The following is a 16,020-nucleotide window of genomic DNA, read 5'->3' as shown; positions in this document are numbered from 1 at the left end:
GTTAATTATCCTTTTACTGATCCCGCGGTCAGGCCACGAACAAAATACTTTCCTGCCAGTACATACACAACCAGCGTTGGCAATGCCGCGATGATCGCCGCCGCCATATCCACGTTATACTCCTTCACCCCGGTGCTGGTGTTGACCAGGTTATTCAATGCCACCGTAATGGGCTGCGTATCGGACCCGGAGTAAACCACCCCAAACAGGAAATCATTCCAGATGGAGGTAAACTGCCAGATCACCGTCACCATGATGATCGGCGTCGACAACGGCAGCAGAATTTTGAAGAAAATAGTAAAAAAGCCTGCCCCGTCCAGCTTAGCCGCTTTGATCAGCTCATCCGGTACCCCGATATAAAAATTACGGAAGAACAACGTGGTAAAAGCCATACCGTAAATCACGTGCACGGTGACCAGACCTGCTGTGGTATTCGCCAACCCCAACTTACCCAGCACCGCCGCCATCGGCAGCAAAATAACCTGAAACGGAATAAAGCAGCCGAACAGCAACAAGCTGAAAAACAGGTTGGAACCACGAAATTGCCATTTGGTCACCACGTAACCGTTGAAAGCGCCCAGCAACGTAGACAAGGCCACCGCCGGGATCACCATTTGGAACGAGTTCCAGAAGTAACCCTTCACCCCTTCACATTTCACACCGGTACAGGCGCTGTCCCAGGCTTTGTACCAGGCATCAAACACCCACTCTTGAGGCAAACTCATCAGGTTTCCGGCACGAATATCCGGCAGGGTCTTAAACGAGGTGATCACCATGACAAACAGTGGCATCAGATACACCAGACAAAAGAATACCAGCGCCGTGTAAATCAACGCCCGGGAGAGGTTCATTGTGGAATTCATGATTTTTTCTCCCTCAGTTCCGAATACAGATAAGGCACCAGAATGGCCAGAATCCCCGCCAACATCATCATGGCACTGGCCGCCCCCAGACCAACCTGGCCGCGTGTGAATGAGTGTGCGTACATGAACAACGCCGGTAAATCGGACGAATAGCCGGGACCACCGGCGGTCATTGCCGTCACCAGATCGAAGCTCTTAATCGCAATGTGAGAGGTGATGATCACTGCGCTGAAAAATACCGGACGCAAACACGGCAGAATAATTTTCCAGTAGATGGTCGGCAGGCTGGCGCCATCAATCTTGGCCGCCTGAATAATGGATGAGTCAATACCACGCAGCCCAGCCAGAAACATCGCCATAACAAAGCCGGAAGACTGCCACACCGCCGCAATCACTAAGGTGTAGACCGCCATGTCAGAGTCCACCAGCCAGTTGAAACTGAAATGTTGGAATCCCCAGTCATGCATCAGTTTCTCCAGGCCAAGCCCCGGGTTAAGAATCCATTTCCACGCGGTACCCGTCACGATAAAGGACAGTGCCATCGGGTAGAGATAGATGGTGCGGATCGCGCCTTCCTGACGAATATTCTGATCCAGTAGAATAGCCAGTCCAACCCCGAGCGCAATCGCGATGAACATAAACAGCACACCAAACAAACCAAGGTTGGTGATAGAAGTGATCCAGCGGTCGTTTTCCATCAGTTTTTCATACTGGATAAAACCAACGAAATTAAAACTGGGCAGAAAACGTGAGTTGGTCATTGAAAGTGCAGCCGTCCAGAAGATATAGCCGTAAATGCACACCACGGTGACCACCATGGTCGGTGCAAGTACAATCTTTGGCAGCCAGTGTTGAAGTCTGTCGGCGAAACCGGGTTTCGGTGCCGACTTCGTCGTAGACCGAGTCAAAACATGCTCCATAACGATTCCTTGTTGCAAATGCTCCGGGAGCCCCCACTCCCGGAGCAACAGCAAACCGGGTTCCCCATAAACCCGATTCCCTACGCTTTAGATAGCCGCTTTCACTGCTTTCGCCAGCTTCTGTGCAGCCTCTTTCGGATCCGCGTCAGGATCGTTAAAGAAGTTTGTCACCACATCAAAAATCGCGCCTTGTGCGTAACTGGTGGTCGACATGCCATGTGCCATACTCGGCACCAGATCACCTGACTTCGCCGTGGCTTTGAACGCCGCCATTGAGTCCAGTGCACAGCTGTCGAATTTCGACATATCCATATCCAGACGAACCGGAATCGATCCTTTGTTCAGATTGAACACTTCCTGAAACGCAGGTTCAAGGATGGTTTTTGCCAGTGCTTTCTGGGCTTTCTTGTTCTCAGCATCGCTCAGCTCAAAAAACGCAAAGCTGTCGACATTGTGGGTAAACTGACCGGATGTGCCTGGTGCTGGAACACAAACGTAGTCTTTGCCCGGCATTTTGCCCGCAGCACTGAATTCGCCTTTGGCCCAGTCACCCATGATTTGCATCGCAGCATCACCATTGATGACCATCGACGTTGCAACGTTCCAGTCACGTCCCGGCGAGTTAGCGTCAATGTAGTCATGCATTTTCTGGAACTTGGTAAACACCTCTACCATCTTGTCGCCAGACAGCGTGTCCATATCGAGATCGACAAACGCCTTCTTGTAATCATCACTGCCAAGCACACCCAGCGCAACCGCTTCAAAAACCGTGGCATCCTGCCAAGGCTGGCCACCATGAGCCAGTGGCACGAAGCCCGCCGCTTTCAGCTTATCGCCAGCTGCAAAGAATTCGTCCATAGTCGTCGGGATTTTAGCGCCGGCCTTTTCAAACACCGCAGGGTTGGCCCAAAGCCAGTTCACCCGATGCACGTTCACCGGTACCGCCACATATTCACCGTTCCATTTCATGATGTCGGTGATCATGGAAGGCACAACCTCATCCCAGTGGCCTTCTTTGGCAACATCATCCAGATTAGTCAGAAAGCCTAATCCACCCCATTCTTGAATATCATGGCCTTTGATCTGCGCCGCAGAAGGCGGGTTTCCTGAAACCGCGCGGGTTTTCAGTACGGTCATCGCACTTTCACCGCCACCACCGGCAACCGCAAAGTCTTTCCAGCTGTGGCCCTGCTCTTCGAGCATCTGTTTTAACACTGAAATGGATTTCGCTTCGCCACCGGATGTCCACCAGTGCAGCACTTCCACTTCACCGGCTTGTGCGAATGAGGTAGCAGATAAAAGAGATAAGGTCAGTAGGGTTTTGGTCATTTTCATTGTTATCTTCCATGTATCGGATTAGACACTCCCGGTCCTTGCCGGGCACAGGCTTTCATGCCCGTTCATCCGCAAGTCTATCCAACTCAAAAACAAACACTGAAACAAACCGTAACCCACAGGTAACAATATTGTTACATTACACTTCCAGGCTAGGTGGGATAAAGACTCGAGCGCGAAGCCCGCCCTGAGGCAGATTGTCGATAATGAGATCTCCGCCGTGTCCATGCAGAATATTGCGGCAAATGCCCAGCCCAAGGCCGTGACCGTTGTCATCCTCAGACAGACGAAAATACGGCTCAAACACCGCTTCGAGTTTACTGTCAGGAATTCCAGGCCCCTGATCAATAATGGTGACGGTCACCCAATCTGGTGTCTCGTCCACCTGAATATTGGCGCGCAGTCCGTATTTGACCGCATTGTCAATCAAATTGGCCAGAACCCGCTTAATGGCCAGCGGCTTCGCAACGATAGGCTCGATTTCAGCCGGATGAAATTCAACCCGGATTTGCTGATGATTGAGCGGCTCAATCACCGACTGTATAACCTCATTCAGGTCAACATACGCATTGTTTTCGTGCAGATCCGTATCTCGAACACACTGCAATGCCGATTTCACCATGATCTCCAGCTCATCAAGATCTTTGTTGAACTTCTCTCGTTTGTGAGCACTTTCCAGTAGTTCGGCTCGCAGCCGCAAACGGGTGATCGGGGTTTTTAAGTCATGTGAAATGGCCGAAAACAGGTGATCCCGGTCGGCCACATAACGCCGGATACGCTGCTGCATCCGGTTGAAGGCGCGAGTCGCCATGACCAGTTCACTTGCCCCCTCTTCCACCAAGGGGCGTTGCTGGATGTCCATGCTCATCTCATTGGCTGCCTTCGCCAACCGCTTAAGCGGTTTCACTTGACGACGCACCAGCAAATAGGTCAATCCCAACAGCAAGCTGGTGGAAAAGAACAAGAACAGCACTTGCTCCCGACCCAAAATGGTGTCGTCCAGTGTGATATAAGGTGCGGGCAACAGCGCTGCAATGTACAACCATTCATGATCTTTCAGCTCAATCTGAACCACCAGCACTGGCGGGTTAATGGGTGCCAGCGTCAGCGTATGGTGGGCCCAGGATTTAGGTAAGTCGCTCAGATAGATGTCGTTTTTCAGCAAACGCAAGGTTTCCGGACGAGAGAAGTCTACCGACACCGACTGGACATGATTGAGTTTCTCATTCAGCACTGTCCTGATGGCATCGACCGATGCCCGTTTTAGCCTCGTATCGCCGATCGGTTCAACAAGCAGTTTTTCTTTATTGAACGAGACAAAAAAACGTGTTCCGCCCATATTGCGGATCTGATCGAGCACAATGTGGCGATAACGAATTGGCAGAGACTGAAAAAAGTTCACCGTGGAAGCAAACATGTTCGCCATACTCGATGACGCTGAGCGGATACCCGCCAGTTCTTTGTGTTTTGACTCGCTATACCAGATGGCGGTGGCGATGCCCTGCGCGATCACCACCGCCAGCAAGGTCAGCAACAGAGTTCGTGCCACCAAAGAGTTGGGTTTTAAGCTCGGCCAGCGCATCATCAGTGCTCGTAATTGACAGGCACCGAGAGTATGTAGCCGTTACCACGCATGGTTTTGATGTATTGCGGGTATTTACCACTGTCCCCAAGGCGATGACGCAGGCGACTCAGTTGAACATCAATGCCACGTTCAAACGGTAAGGCTTCCCGGCCACGCGTAGCGTAGGAAATGGTGTCCCGGTCGAGTACCTCATTAGGCCGGCTGAGAAACAGCATCAACAACGAAAAATCACTGCCGGAAAGGTCATGCACCTTATGATTATCCAAGTGCGTGATCTTATGAGCCAGCGTATCCAAACGCCAGTCACCGAAGACGATCGACTTCGGCAACGTATCCGCAACCTTGTCATCCTGACTCTGAACCCGACGCAGCACGGCTTTTATCCGGGCAATCAACTGACGGGGATTAAACGGCTTTGCGATGTAATCGTCCGCACCAATTTCCAACCCGATAATCTGGTCGGTTTCATCCGACACGGCTGTCAGCATAATAATAGGAACATCTGACTGACGCCGCAATTGCTGACACAGCGTAAAGCCATCGCTGCCCGGTAGCATAACGTCGAGCAAAATGAGATCCGGATAATCGTTCGTGTTGATATGTGTCAGTAACCCATCACCATCAGCGACACTGCCGACTTCAAAGCCAGCCTTACTCAAGTACTCTTCCAGTAATTCTCGAATATCAGCATCGTCATCGACTACCAAAATACGACTCTGGTTGTGCATGGTTGAATTCCGTTGTTACAACTTATTTACACAGTGTATAGATGACGATGCGACTTGATTATTGATATTTCAGTAAAGTTTGAATTGCGTCTCGCGCGGCTTCACAATTTCTTCATACTCCTCACGGCGCGCCGACGCACATCCCCTTTCGAGACATTTACGATGAACAGCTGATTTCCATTTTCTTGCCCCATTCAGGAGGCAACTGAGCATAATGTTCACACTCAGGCTGAGCGTCGAAAGGATGTCGCAGCAGCCTCGCCAAACGGTTTACTTCGCTGTAATCACCGTCTTCCGCTTTGTCGATAGCCTGTTGTGCCAGGTAGTTACGCAAAATGTATTTAGGATTGACGCTGCGCATCTGGGTACAACGTTGCTGGATCGTCACCACATCACTCTGTTCATCCGTTTCTGCTGCGCAGCGCGCCAGATAGGTATCCAGCCAGTGTCGCGCGGCTTCACGGTCAATAAACAGATCAATCACGCTTTGAGGCTCTGCCTGATCCAATTCCGATAGTTGACGAAAGAAACGCGTGTAATCCACCTTGGTCTGAGTCATTAACTCAAACAGACCGTTGAACAGTTGGCTGTCACCATCCCGTTTATTGAACAACCCGAGTTTGGCACGCATTTTATGGCTGAAATAGTGATTAAGCTGAGGTTCGAACTGGCTGAGCGCGTGGTCGAGATCCTCTCGCTCAATCAGCGGTGACAAAGCATGCGCCAACGCAGACAAATTCCACAAGGCGATACGTGGTTGCTGGTCAAACGCATAACGCCCCTGATAATCAGAATGGTTGCAGATGTAGCCCGGCTCGTAGTCGTCCAGAAACCCAAACGGCCCATAATCAAATGTCTGGCCGAGGATCGACATGTTATCGGTGTTCATCACACCATGTGCAAACCCGACGGATTGCCAGTCTGCGATCATTTCCGCCGTTCTGTCGACAATGATGTTGAACATACTGACGTACGGTTTGTCGTCTTCACGACATTGCGGCCAGTACCATTCGATGACTTTATCCGCCAGCAACCGTTGTTCTTCAAGTTGATTGGTATAAAAGAAATGTTCGAAATGACCAAATCGAATGTGGCTCTCCGCCATGCGGATCAGCAGTGCACCCGGTTCACTTTTCTCGCGATAGACCGGTGTTTCACTTGCCATCATCCCCAGCGCGCGCGTGGTCGCAATTCCCAGCCCGGCCATCGCCTCACTGCACAAATATTCCCGAATGGTGGAGCGCAACACAGCCCGTCCATCCCCCATGCGAGAATACGGCGTTAGGCCTGCCCCTTTCAGATGAATATCAAACACCCGTCCGGATTTACTGGTGATCTCCGCCAGCAGGAGTCCCCGTCCATCGCCCAGATCCGGGTTATAGACGCCAAACTGATGCCCGGCGTACTTCATCGCCAACGGAAAAAACGCCTCCGGCATCGCTTCTCCGGAGAAGGCATGCAGCAGTTCCGGCGTGTAATTCGGATCGGAGGGCAAGCCAAACTGCGCGGCAAATTGGTCGTTCCATACCACCCAGTGTGTATTGGTCAAAGGTTGTGGATCGACGGGCGTGTAAAAGCTGCGGGGAAGGTCCGCAAAACGATGGGAAAAAGGCAGTGCACTAAACAACGACATGGCGTTTCCATTAACAACAACAGTTAATATAAACGCTAGCACATTTTAGGCAAAGATAACCAGAAAAGCCTTACCAATAAGGAGTTACACAGTAAGTAACCACTAATAGTGTAAGGCTTTCGTTGCGGGTGTTAAATCAGAGCGAAGACACCGACGATGGTCAACAAGGAGAATAGGCACGTACGGCTGATTACTCCAAATTCGCTCGGTTGGATCATTTCTTGATGCTGCATACTATCTCCTCGTTATATTTATTGTGACACCTTAATGACACTATGATGAATTTTTATCCGCAGCTCAAGACACGCTAAGATTAAATTTTTATGACATCAGGTAAAAAACTTCACCAAAATGTGGAGCATAGCTCGTTAGTGAGTATGCACCCTACCTAAAGTCAACCACCGTCTACTCTGACTTTTTGTTTAGTTTTTAAGACAAGCTGGCGCGCAGGCTGAACCAATCAACGGTTAATACACGTTATCACACGGTTCTTTACCCGACTTTGATTTTGCCTATCGATAGTATAGATAAATCGAATTTGTTTTTATCCCATATGTGACTTAAGTTTTTCATAACAAATAAAAAACGTTTTCATGACACGAGAAATAAACGATTACATTTATTCTTTTTTCTCGTAGAGAATCGTGAAAAACAGCACATTTGTCTGATGATATTCAGGTGAAGATTAACCACACTCTTTTGTGTCGCAATGCGTTTATTCAGACCTAAAGGGACGCAGAATATCAAAAAGCTCGACGCTGTGAGTTGTGCAGCATGTCACTCTTAAGGAGATAAAAATGAACAATAAAGGTACGGGTCAAGGCGGTAAATGTCCGGTGATGCACGGGGCACTTACTTCGACAGATAAGTCGGTAATGGACTGGTGGCCAAAAGCATTAAATCTCGACATTCTCAGCCAGCACGATACGAAAACCGACCCTCTGGGGGCGAATTTCAGCTATCGTGAAGAACTGAAAAAACTGGATGTAACGGCACTCAAACACGATCTGAAAGCACTGATGACAGACAGTCAGGAGTGGTGGCCGGCAGACTGGGGGCACTACGGCGGCCTGATGATACGGATGGCATGGCACGCCGCAGGCTCTTACCGTACCGCCGATGGACGCGGGGGCGGTGCCACAGGTAACCAGCGTTTCGCTCCCCTCAACTCCTGGCCGGACAACGCCAACCTCGACAAAGCGCGTCGTTTACTCTGGCCAATCAAACGCAAATACGGTAACCAAATCAGCTGGGCGGATTTGATCATTCTTGCCGGTAACATGGCGTATGAATCGATGGGCTTTAAAACTTTCGGCTTCGGTTTCGGTCGTGAAGACATTTGGCACCCGGAAAAAGACACTTACTGGGGCTCAGAGAAAGAGTGGCTGGCAACCAGTGATGCAGAAAACAGCCGATACTCCGGCGAGCGCGATCTGGAAAACCCTCTCGCCGCTGTAATGATGGGCCTGATCTATGTCAACCCTGAAGGGGTGGACGGCAACCCAGACCCGTTGAAAACCGCCAAAGACATGCGCGTTACCTTCTCCCGAATGGCGATGAATGATGAAGAAACCGTGGCTCTGACCGCCGGTGGTCATACCGTGGGTAAATGTCACGGTAACGGCGATGCCGCGAACCTCGGCGCTGAGCCTGAAGGCGCTGAAGTGGAAGAACAAGGTCTCGGCTGGAACAACAAGGTTTCTCGTGGTATTGGCCGCAATGCCGTGACCAGTGGTATCGAAGGCGCGTGGACAACACATCCGACTCAATGGGATAACGGCTATTTCGAAATGCTGTTCAACCATGAATGGGAATTATCGAAGAGCCCGGCAGGCGCGTGGCAATGGGAACCGGTTGATATTAAAGAGGAAGACAAACCGGTAGACGTAGAAGATCCCAGCATCCGCTACAACCCAATTATGACCGATGCGGACATGGCACTGAAAGTAGATCCGGAGTACCGCAAAATTGCCGAACGTTTCCGCAATGATCCGGCCTACTTCGAGGACACGTTTGCGCGTGCATGGTTTAAGCTGACTCACCGTGACATGGGGCCGAAAGCACGTTACATCGGCCCGGATGTCCCGGCAGAAGATCTGATCTGGCAAGATCCGGTCCCAGCGGGTCGTCGCGACTACGATGTGGATGCAGTCAAAGCCAAAATCGCGGCCAGTGGCCTGAGCATCTCAGAGATGGTTTCCACCGCCTGGGACAGTGCACGAACGTTCCGTGGATCAGACAAACGTGGTGGTGCCAACGGCGCGCGTATCCGTCTGGCCCCACAGAAAGACTGGCAAGGTAATGAGCCTGCTCGTCTGGCCAAGGTTCTGAGCACACTTGGAAACATCGCAGCCGAGACCGGAGCCAACATTGCCGACACCATCGTACTTGCTGGTAACCTGGGCGTTGAACAGGCCGCCAAAGCAGCTGGTTTTGATGTAGCCGTGCCATTCGCACCGGGACGAGGCGACGCCACACAAGAGCAAACCGATGTAGAGTCGTTCGATGTACTGGAGCCACTGGCTGACGGTTTCCGTAACTGGCAGAAAAAGGACTTCATCGTCAATCCGGAAGAAATGCTGCTCGACCGCGCGCAACTGATGGGCCTGACGGCACCGGAAATGACGGTTCTGATCGGTGGTATGCGTGTACTCGGTACCAACCACGGCGGTACGGCACACGGTGTCTTTACTGACCATGTTGGCGCACTGACTAATGACTTTTTCGTCAACCTGACCGACATGCGTTACATCTGGAAACCGACTGGCCGCACTACCTATGACATTTGTGACCGCAAAGACGGCCAGGTGAAATGGACGGCCACTCGCACGGATCTGGTCTTTGGTTCCAACTCGATCCTCCGTTCGTATGCCGAGCTGTACGCTCAGGATGACAGTAAAGGCAAGTTTGTCACAGACTTTGTTGCCGCCTGGACCAAAGTGATGAACGCCGACCGTTTCGATTTGGTTTAACATCGTCATCCAGAAACTTCGCCCCGTCCTTTTGGCCGGGGCTTTTTTATGGCACCGCCCATACCCTTTACTAGCCGTCCTGAGTGAAACCAGCCTAACCCATTGCTTATTATTATATTTTCCACGCAATCAAGCGAAATGTATTATGATTTTTTATAAGAAACCATTAGCATCAGTTCACACCCCATCCAGACATCATTCTGCACATTGAGCACGTGGCTCATATGCGAACCACAGCGATGCCCCCTGACTGGCATAAATGGTCACAAACCGTCACAGGATAGGATACCGCGCTGAGATACGATACGTTGGTGGCAAAGGTATTTAAGGAAAAAGTATGCAGCCAGAAAATGGTAGCGCCGAAACGAAATACACCATCGCTCTGATCGAGGATGATCTGGAATTGGCGGGTCTCATCAGTGAATTTCTTCAGGCCCATGAATTTTGTGTTGAGGTCATCAGTGATGGCTTAAACGCTGTCGAGTATATTCTTACTCGCCATCCGGATTTGGTGATTCTCGATATTATGCTGCCTGGTTTATCCGGGATGGATGTGTGTCGGCAGATACGTAACCGCTACAAAGGCATGATACTGATGCAAACCGCTCTGGACGACGATATTGATCAGGTGATGGGGCTAGAGCTCGGCGCGGATGATTACATCATTAAACAAGTTCAGCCTCGTCTGCTGCTGTCACGTATCCGCGCGCTGCTGCGCCGGATGAATCGAGCTCCTGGCGATGAAAGACAAGACAAATTGGTGGTGGATCAATTGGAAATCGATATTCAGCGCCGTACGGTACGTTTTGAGCAGCAGGCGGTGGATCTCACGACCGCCGAATTTGAACTATTGTATCTGCTTGCCCAGCATGCGGGGGAAGTAGTGTCGCGTGAAGCGATCATGCAGCATATCCGCGGCTTCGAGTATGACGGCCTCGATCGGTCGATCGACCGACGGATATCGCGACTTAGGCGTTCGCTGTGCGACGATTCAACTTATCCGCAGTTGATCAAAACCATTCGCGGCGTCGGCTATCAATTGTGCGTCTCTGCGATGGCTCAAGCGAGGTGAATGATGTTAAAAGCCTTTTCGATCCTCTGGTTAGCGATTTTTATTCCGTTGATTTTTCTGGTGATGCCAACCGGGTTTGGTCCGGTGAGCTACCTGAGCGAGCGGATGATGTACCGCTTCTACACCCAAGTCTACGACGATACCCTGCGGATTATTCATCAAGAGCTGACTGAGCTGCCTCAGGCCCACTGGCCCGGCCACATTGACCAGTTGAGTGAACACTTTGGCTCTCAACTCAAACTGGTGACCATGGGCGACTATCAACACGACAGTGAAGCGCAGGCCTTGCTGGCCGCCGGTGAGCTAGCCATGGATTACAATGATCCGGTCGCACTGCTTAAACGGATCGAACACAGCGACTGGGTGCTGTATTACGCGATGAACCTGTCGCAGGCGGAGCTGGTTGCAACTCAGTCGCAGGGTGCACTGTATATTTTAAGGCGCTCACTACTGAGATTGCCGCCAGAGCAGTGGGCGACCTACCTCAGCTCAGTATCAGAAAATCGCCCCTTTGATGCCCGTTTGGTCGAAATCAACGATGTGCCTCTGACCAATCAAGAACTCAGGCGCCTCAATAACGATAAAGTGGTCGGCCACGTGCAGCAAAATGGCGGGATGCTGCTGTACACCCGACTCAATGATCAGTATCTGGTCGGTATTCTCGATGTGCACAGTCAGCATTCTCAACAGCAGTTACAAACGACCTTGATTGGTCTGTTTGTTGTCACTATTTCCGGCGCCTTGTTGCTGTGGCTATTCCCGTTGTGGCGCGATTTACGTCGTCTGGCTAAAACCGCCGGTGAGTTTGGCGAAGGGCGATTGAACCAGCGAGGCAAACTGTCCCGTCTGTCGGTCGTCGCTCAGCTCGGCAGCGCGTTTAACACCATGGCAGACAACATCGAAAAGCTGATCAATGGACATCGGGAGCTTACCAATGCAATTGCTCACGACTTGCGTACGCCGCTTTATCGCCTGAGATTCGCATTTGAAATGCTGTCCAATGACGGTATTAGCCACGATCAAAAAGAAAATTACCAGAAAATCATCAACAACAGCATTGATGACCTCGACCATCTGATTAACCAGACTCTGGTTCTATCACGCTACAGCATGAACAGCCAAACCAGCCAGATCCAGCACTGCCCGCTGCCCGCCTTATTAAAAAGAGAGCTGTCCATGTTCGCGGATGAATGGCCAGAGCTGGACGTCAATCTTACCTGCCCCGACTGCCCACCGGATCAGACCATCGCCGTTGATCAGCGAGCGATGTTGCGGGCGCTGAATAACCTGCTGAACAACGCCAGTCGCTTCGCCCGCAGTCAAATCAGAGTGCGTTTATATCGACAGGATACCCATTGGATATTGGTGGTCGAAGATGACGGCCCCGGGATTCCGGAGAGCATGCACGCACGTATATTTGACCCCTTTACCCAGGTGGACAATCAACAGCGTGATACCCGACAGGGACACGGCCTTGGCCTGGCGATCGTACGCCAGATCGTCCTGCTTCATCAGGGCGATGTCACGCTGGATCGTTCTTCGTTGGGAGGCGCCCGTTTTACACTCCGCTGGCCCGCGGCTCTATCGCCACAATCCACCTCCGGCGACCACAAAACGGCAACGTCAATTCAACAGCCCTGATATATGGTGGTGTCCAACTTGGTCACAATGTGTCCCACAGTTGGTCTGTTGATTCCCACTCAGCCGCTTAGCATGGTACCTGACACACTAACTTGTGAGGAAAACCATGAAAGTTGCACTTTGGCTGGCCCCGACCCTTGGGCTGCTCTGCGCGGGTGTTAACGCCCGCCCTTCCCCCGAAGAAGACATGACACCAGGCTGGGGCGGCACCATCAGTGCCAACGGCTTTGTGATCCATCAACGCTCTCAGTTTAACACCGATGATGACAACGCCATTACGAAAGATCTGAACAATCGCGGTCAGGCGGTAACGCAGTACCAAGCTATTCCGTTAGGGCGGCTGCACTACACCACCGCCAGTGGTAGCACCCAGTTTTTTATTGGCCAGAGTAAAGATCAGGTCATTGAGGGTCAGTTGCAGGCAGAAGCAGGGATCACTCAACGCCTTGGCCGTTTCGGTACGCTGACAGTAGCGTACTTTCCCAAACTCCCCGGAGTCAGTGAAACCTGGCGCGATCCGTTTCTCACCAACGCAGAGCGTGACGCCACGGATGTTTCCACGCACGGTGGCCGCATCGCGTTTTCGCCGGCGTTTATTCCACTCACTTTCCGTTACGCCTATGTCGACTACCAACTGGATGACGAGGACTCAGGAAACAGCCTGTTGATTTCGTCATCTGAACGTAAAGCCCTGGTGCGTGACAGCGACTATCATCAGGCAGCGATTGAGTTCCCGATCCCGCTCAGTCGTCAGATAACTCTGCTGCCAAGGCTCAACTACACATTCCGTCAGGCCGAGGGGGATGCAAATGACTTCAACGCCTGGGGCTATCAGCTCGGTCTCAATATGGACTTCGGTCGCCACAGCCTCAATACGGTACTCCGCTACTCCGATCAGGACTATCAAAACCACCATCCCGTGTTCGGTCAGGAACGCGATGCGACCCAATGGAGCGCCAGTTTGCTCTATCTCTATCACGCACCATTTGGCTGGCAAAATGCCTACCTCAACCTGCTCAGCTCAGCAGAGCAAACCGACAGCGATATTCGTTTCTACCAAAGTCAGGGCTATTACCTGTCTGCCGGGATCGGTTATCGCTTCTGAGCATCACAGACCGTGTGTGAGGTGGTCACAAAGCGTCACATACGGTCAAACTATCGCCACAGCGTGTTCTTGGGCGCTCCCTTACCCTGTAGTCAATACAACAAACTATTAACGAGGCACCTATGACATCTATTCCTTTTCAGCGTCAGTTGATGGCCGGAACCGTACTGGCTCTGGCACTGCTCTCCGGCTGCGATTCCGGCTCCAGTGATGCGAAAAAACTGACCAAACCGACCGTGAACGCCGGACGTGATCAACTGTTAACTCTCCCCCTCGAGCAGATAACCCTTGATGGGAAAGTCAAAAGTCACCTGGAAGCGTTCGACATTGAAAAAATTCGTTGGAGTCTTGATTCCGGCCCTCAGCCCGTCACTATTCTTGACAACGATCGCGAAGATGCCACCGTACTCAATGTCACTATGGCGGGCACCTACATCTTCAAGCTCTGGGCCGAAGATTCAGCCGGCCGTGACAATTCAGACACCGTCAAAGTAGTGGTCAACGCAGCGACAGAGAATGCCTCGTCTGCAGCCACGGTCCGTCATCAATCCCGTTCGTCGTCCGTGTTCCTGTCCGACACAGTAGCCTCGCAAGCCGTGGTTGAATCCTATCTTCTCAATCACACCTTAACGCCAGCGGCAAGCGATGCGCCTATGCTTTCATGGGGAAAAACTGAACAAAATCTTGGTATTGTTCAGGTGCATCATCTTGATCAGCAAAGCCGGGATCACATCAATCAACAGCTAGACAGTATGGTGAATGCGCTGTCCGACAGCGATGCCATTGTAGTCGATCTGAGCGGTAGTCAAGGTGGCTCATATCTGACTGCACAACGCGTGGCTGAGCGCTTTTTTGATACCACATTGCCGGTATTCAGCCTGGAAAGCGGCCAAGGTAACGTGTACACCGTGAACGTCACGCCGGCAGCGTCTCGTCTCGAACAGACCAACATTTACCTGATTACAAACGGCAATACTGCTGGCGCCGCAGAAGCATTAACGCTGGCCATGACTTTGTTGCCACAGGTTGTGCATCTTGGCGAGACTACACAAGGACGCGACCTTGAACCGGTAGCGTCCGGCACCACACCGGACTACTGGCTACTTAACCTCAACGGAGAGCGTCTGGGCCAATCGGGCATCACCCCTTATCTGGATTTGGCCGATGAGCCGTCGCCGCACCGTGCTGCCTACGAGTGGATCAACCAGCGACATTAAATATAGAAAAAGCGCCCCGAGTCACCAGGGGCGCTTGAGGCCAAGCAATGCATTGTGGGTATCCTGGACGTGGTCACCTTACGCTGACGACCCCGAAATTATTCCGCAACTCCCCGTATTCTGGCGTTGCGCCGACGCAGCAATTCCAGGGTAACCAGCAATAATACCGACATCAGAATCAACATACTGGCCACCGCCAGAATGGTTGGGCTGATCTGCTCCCGGATCCCTGACCACATTTGTCGTGGCACCGTTTTCTGCTCAGCACCAGTGAGAAACAGGGCCACCACCACCTCATCAAACGACGTACCAAACGCAAACAGAGCACCGGATATCATTCCCGGCCGAATCAGAGGTAACGTCACGTGACGGAAGGTGTATACCGGCCCAGCTCCCAGGCTGTATCCGGCTTTGACCAGTGTGTGGTCAAAGCCACTTAAGGTCGCGGTCACCGTGATGACCACAAATGGCGTACCGAGCGCGGCATGCGCCAGAATAATTCCGACGAATGTCTGAGAAATACCCAGCCGGGTATAAAAGAAGTACATCGCTGCGGCGGAGATAATGAGCGGCACAATCATGGGAGAAATCAACAACGCCAGGATGGTATTACGCAGTGGCAGACGGCTGTTGGCCAGACCCATGGCCGCCAGAGTGCCCAGTACCGTTGCAATCAAGGTAGCCGCCAAGGCAATGAAAGTGCTGTTTTTCAGCGCCAGCAACCACTGCTCACTGGTCAACATGGCCTGGTACCAGCGCAATGAGTAGGCGTCGGGATCTAAATTCAGCATCCCCTCGGTAAACGTAAAGTAAGGTGTGGCATTGAACGACAGCGGTACAATGATCAAAATCGGCGTAATCAAAAACAGCAACACTGCGGCACAAAACAGCAAATAGATGTAATAGACAACGCGCTCCGTGGCGCTGGCATAGGTAGGTAACGTCATCT

12 protein-coding genes are annotated in these 16,020 nt (G+C 51.7%); 5 read left to right on the top strand and 7 right to left on the bottom strand.

What is annotated here, in order from left to right:
• Nucleotides 1-5 precede the first annotated feature (5 nt).
• The 6 genes from VPR01S_RS03905 to VPR01S_RS03880 all read right to left on the bottom strand — a co-directional run bounded on the left by VPR01S_RS03905 (nucleotide 6) and on the right by VPR01S_RS03880 (nucleotide 7,064).
• Nucleotides 6-863 (bottom strand): carbohydrate ABC transporter permease, encoded by an 858-nt coding sequence (locus VPR01S_RS03905; protein WP_021704001.1) that lies wholly within the window; start codon nucleotides 861-863, stop codon nucleotides 6-8.
• Nucleotides 860-1,783, bottom strand: coding sequence for a carbohydrate ABC transporter permease (locus VPR01S_RS03900; protein ID WP_021704000.1), 924 nt, complete (start codon nucleotides 1,781-1,783; stop codon nucleotides 860-862). Before VPR01S_RS03900 ends, VPR01S_RS03905 begins: the two co-directional genes overlap by 4 nt.
• Nucleotides 1,784-1,870: 87 nt before the next feature.
• Nucleotides 1,871-3,118 carry an ABC transporter substrate-binding protein gene (locus VPR01S_RS03895; RefSeq protein WP_021703999.1) on the bottom strand — a complete coding sequence of 416 codons (1,248 nt, stop codon included), beginning with the start codon at nucleotides 3,116-3,118 and terminating at the stop codon, nucleotides 1,871-1,873.
• 139 nt (nucleotides 3,119-3,257) lie between these two features.
• The gene (locus VPR01S_RS03890; RefSeq protein WP_040902258.1) at nucleotides 3,258-4,700 is read right to left on the bottom strand and encodes an ATP-binding protein; all 1,443 of its coding nucleotides are present in this window, start codon (nucleotides 4,698-4,700) and stop codon (nucleotides 3,258-3,260) included.
• Between the two features lie 2 nt (nucleotides 4,701-4,702).
• Nucleotides 4,703-5,431 (bottom strand): response regulator, encoded by a 729-nt coding sequence (locus VPR01S_RS03885; protein WP_021703997.1) that lies wholly within the window; start codon nucleotides 5,429-5,431, stop codon nucleotides 4,703-4,705.
• 157 nt (nucleotides 5,432-5,588) lie between these two features.
• Entirely contained in the window at nucleotides 5,589-7,064 is a 1,476-nt protein-coding gene (locus tag VPR01S_RS03880) for a protein adenylyltransferase SelO (protein ID WP_021703996.1), read from the bottom strand.
• 797 nt (nucleotides 7,065-7,861) lie between these two features.
• Between VPR01S_RS03880 and katG the strand changes: the two genes are divergently transcribed.
• The 5 genes from katG (at nucleotide 7,862) to VPR01S_RS21930 (ending at nucleotide 15,071) form a co-directional block, all read left to right on the top strand.
• Nucleotides 7,862-10,036: a catalase/peroxidase HPI gene (katG, locus tag VPR01S_RS03875; RefSeq protein ID WP_021703995.1), complete on the top strand. Its 2,175-nt coding sequence runs from the start codon at nucleotides 7,862-7,864 to the stop codon at nucleotides 10,034-10,036.
• 337 nt (nucleotides 10,037-10,373) lie between these two features.
• On the top strand, nucleotides 10,374-11,108 hold the full coding sequence (locus VPR01S_RS03870) for a winged helix-turn-helix domain-containing protein (protein WP_021703994.1): 735 nt from the start codon (nucleotides 10,374-10,376) through the stop codon (nucleotides 11,106-11,108).
• The gene (locus VPR01S_RS03865; protein WP_052035726.1) at nucleotides 11,109-12,749 is read left to right on the top strand and encodes an ATP-binding protein; all 1,641 of its coding nucleotides are present in this window, start codon (nucleotides 11,109-11,111) and stop codon (nucleotides 12,747-12,749) included.
• Between the two features lie 106 nt (nucleotides 12,750-12,855).
• Complete coding sequence (locus VPR01S_RS03860) at nucleotides 12,856-13,854, top strand: DUF2860 family protein (protein WP_021703992.1); 999 nt, start codon at nucleotides 12,856-12,858, stop codon at nucleotides 13,852-13,854.
• A 122-nt stretch (nucleotides 13,855-13,976) separates the two neighbouring features.
• Nucleotides 13,977-15,071 (top strand): PKD domain-containing protein, encoded by a 1,095-nt coding sequence (locus VPR01S_RS21930; RefSeq protein ID WP_021703991.1) that lies wholly within the window; start codon nucleotides 13,977-13,979, stop codon nucleotides 15,069-15,071.
• A gap of 98 nt (nucleotides 15,072-15,169) precedes the next feature.
• Here VPR01S_RS21930 and VPR01S_RS03850 read toward each other — a convergent pair whose 3' ends face one another.
• Nucleotides 15,170-16,018, bottom strand: a complete 849-nt coding sequence (locus tag VPR01S_RS03850) for an ABC transporter permease (RefSeq protein WP_021703990.1) — start codon at nucleotides 16,016-16,018, stop codon at nucleotides 15,170-15,172.
• Nucleotides 16,019-16,020: the final 2 nt, after the last annotated feature.

The sequence above is a fragment of the Vibrio proteolyticus NBRC 13287 genome, from assembly GCF_000467125.1.
In the GTDB taxonomy this organism is placed as follows: Bacteria; Pseudomonadota; Gammaproteobacteria; order Enterobacterales; family Vibrionaceae; genus Vibrio; species Vibrio proteolyticus.
The sequence above is the reverse complement of the archived record's forward strand: the minus strand, read 5'-3'. Positions and strand labels throughout refer to the sequence as shown.

Bases quoted from the DNA above. Each gene is read 5' to 3' on its own strand.
- VPR01S_RS03905 (WP_021704001.1), bottom strand. From the start codon at position 863: ATGAATTCCACAATGAACCTCTCCCGGGCGTTGATTTACACGGCGCTG.
- VPR01S_RS03900 (WP_021704000.1), bottom strand. From the start codon at position 1,783: ATGGAGCATGTTTTGACTCGGTCTACGACGAAGTCGGCACCGAAACCC.
- VPR01S_RS03895 (WP_021703999.1), bottom strand. From the start codon at position 3,118: ATGAAAATGACCAAAACCCTACTGACCTTATCTCTTTTATCTGCTACC.
- VPR01S_RS03890 (WP_040902258.1), bottom strand. From the start codon at position 4,700: ATGCGCTGGCCGAGCTTAAAACCCAACTCTTTGGTGGCACGAACTCTG.
- VPR01S_RS03885 (WP_021703997.1), bottom strand. From the start codon at position 5,431: ATGCACAACCAGAGTCGTATTTTGGTAGTCGATGACGATGCTGATATT.
- VPR01S_RS03880 (WP_021703996.1), bottom strand. From the start codon at position 7,064: ATGTCGTTGTTTAGTGCACTGCCTTTTTCCCATCGTTTTGCGGACCTT.
- katG (WP_021703995.1), top strand. From the start codon at position 7,862: ATGAACAATAAAGGTACGGGTCAAGGCGGTAAATGTCCGGTGATGCAC.
- VPR01S_RS03870 (WP_021703994.1), top strand. From the start codon at position 10,374: ATGCAGCCAGAAAATGGTAGCGCCGAAACGAAATACACCATCGCTCTG.
- VPR01S_RS03865 (WP_052035726.1), top strand. From the start codon at position 11,109: ATGATGTTAAAAGCCTTTTCGATCCTCTGGTTAGCGATTTTTATTCCG.
- VPR01S_RS03860 (WP_021703992.1), top strand. From the start codon at position 12,856: ATGAAAGTTGCACTTTGGCTGGCCCCGACCCTTGGGCTGCTCTGCGCG.
- VPR01S_RS21930 (WP_021703991.1), top strand. From the start codon at position 13,977: ATGACATCTATTCCTTTTCAGCGTCAGTTGATGGCCGGAACCGTACTG.
- VPR01S_RS03850 (WP_021703990.1), bottom strand. From the start codon at position 16,018: ATGACGTTACCTACCTATGCCAGCGCCACGGAGCGCGTTGTCTATTAC.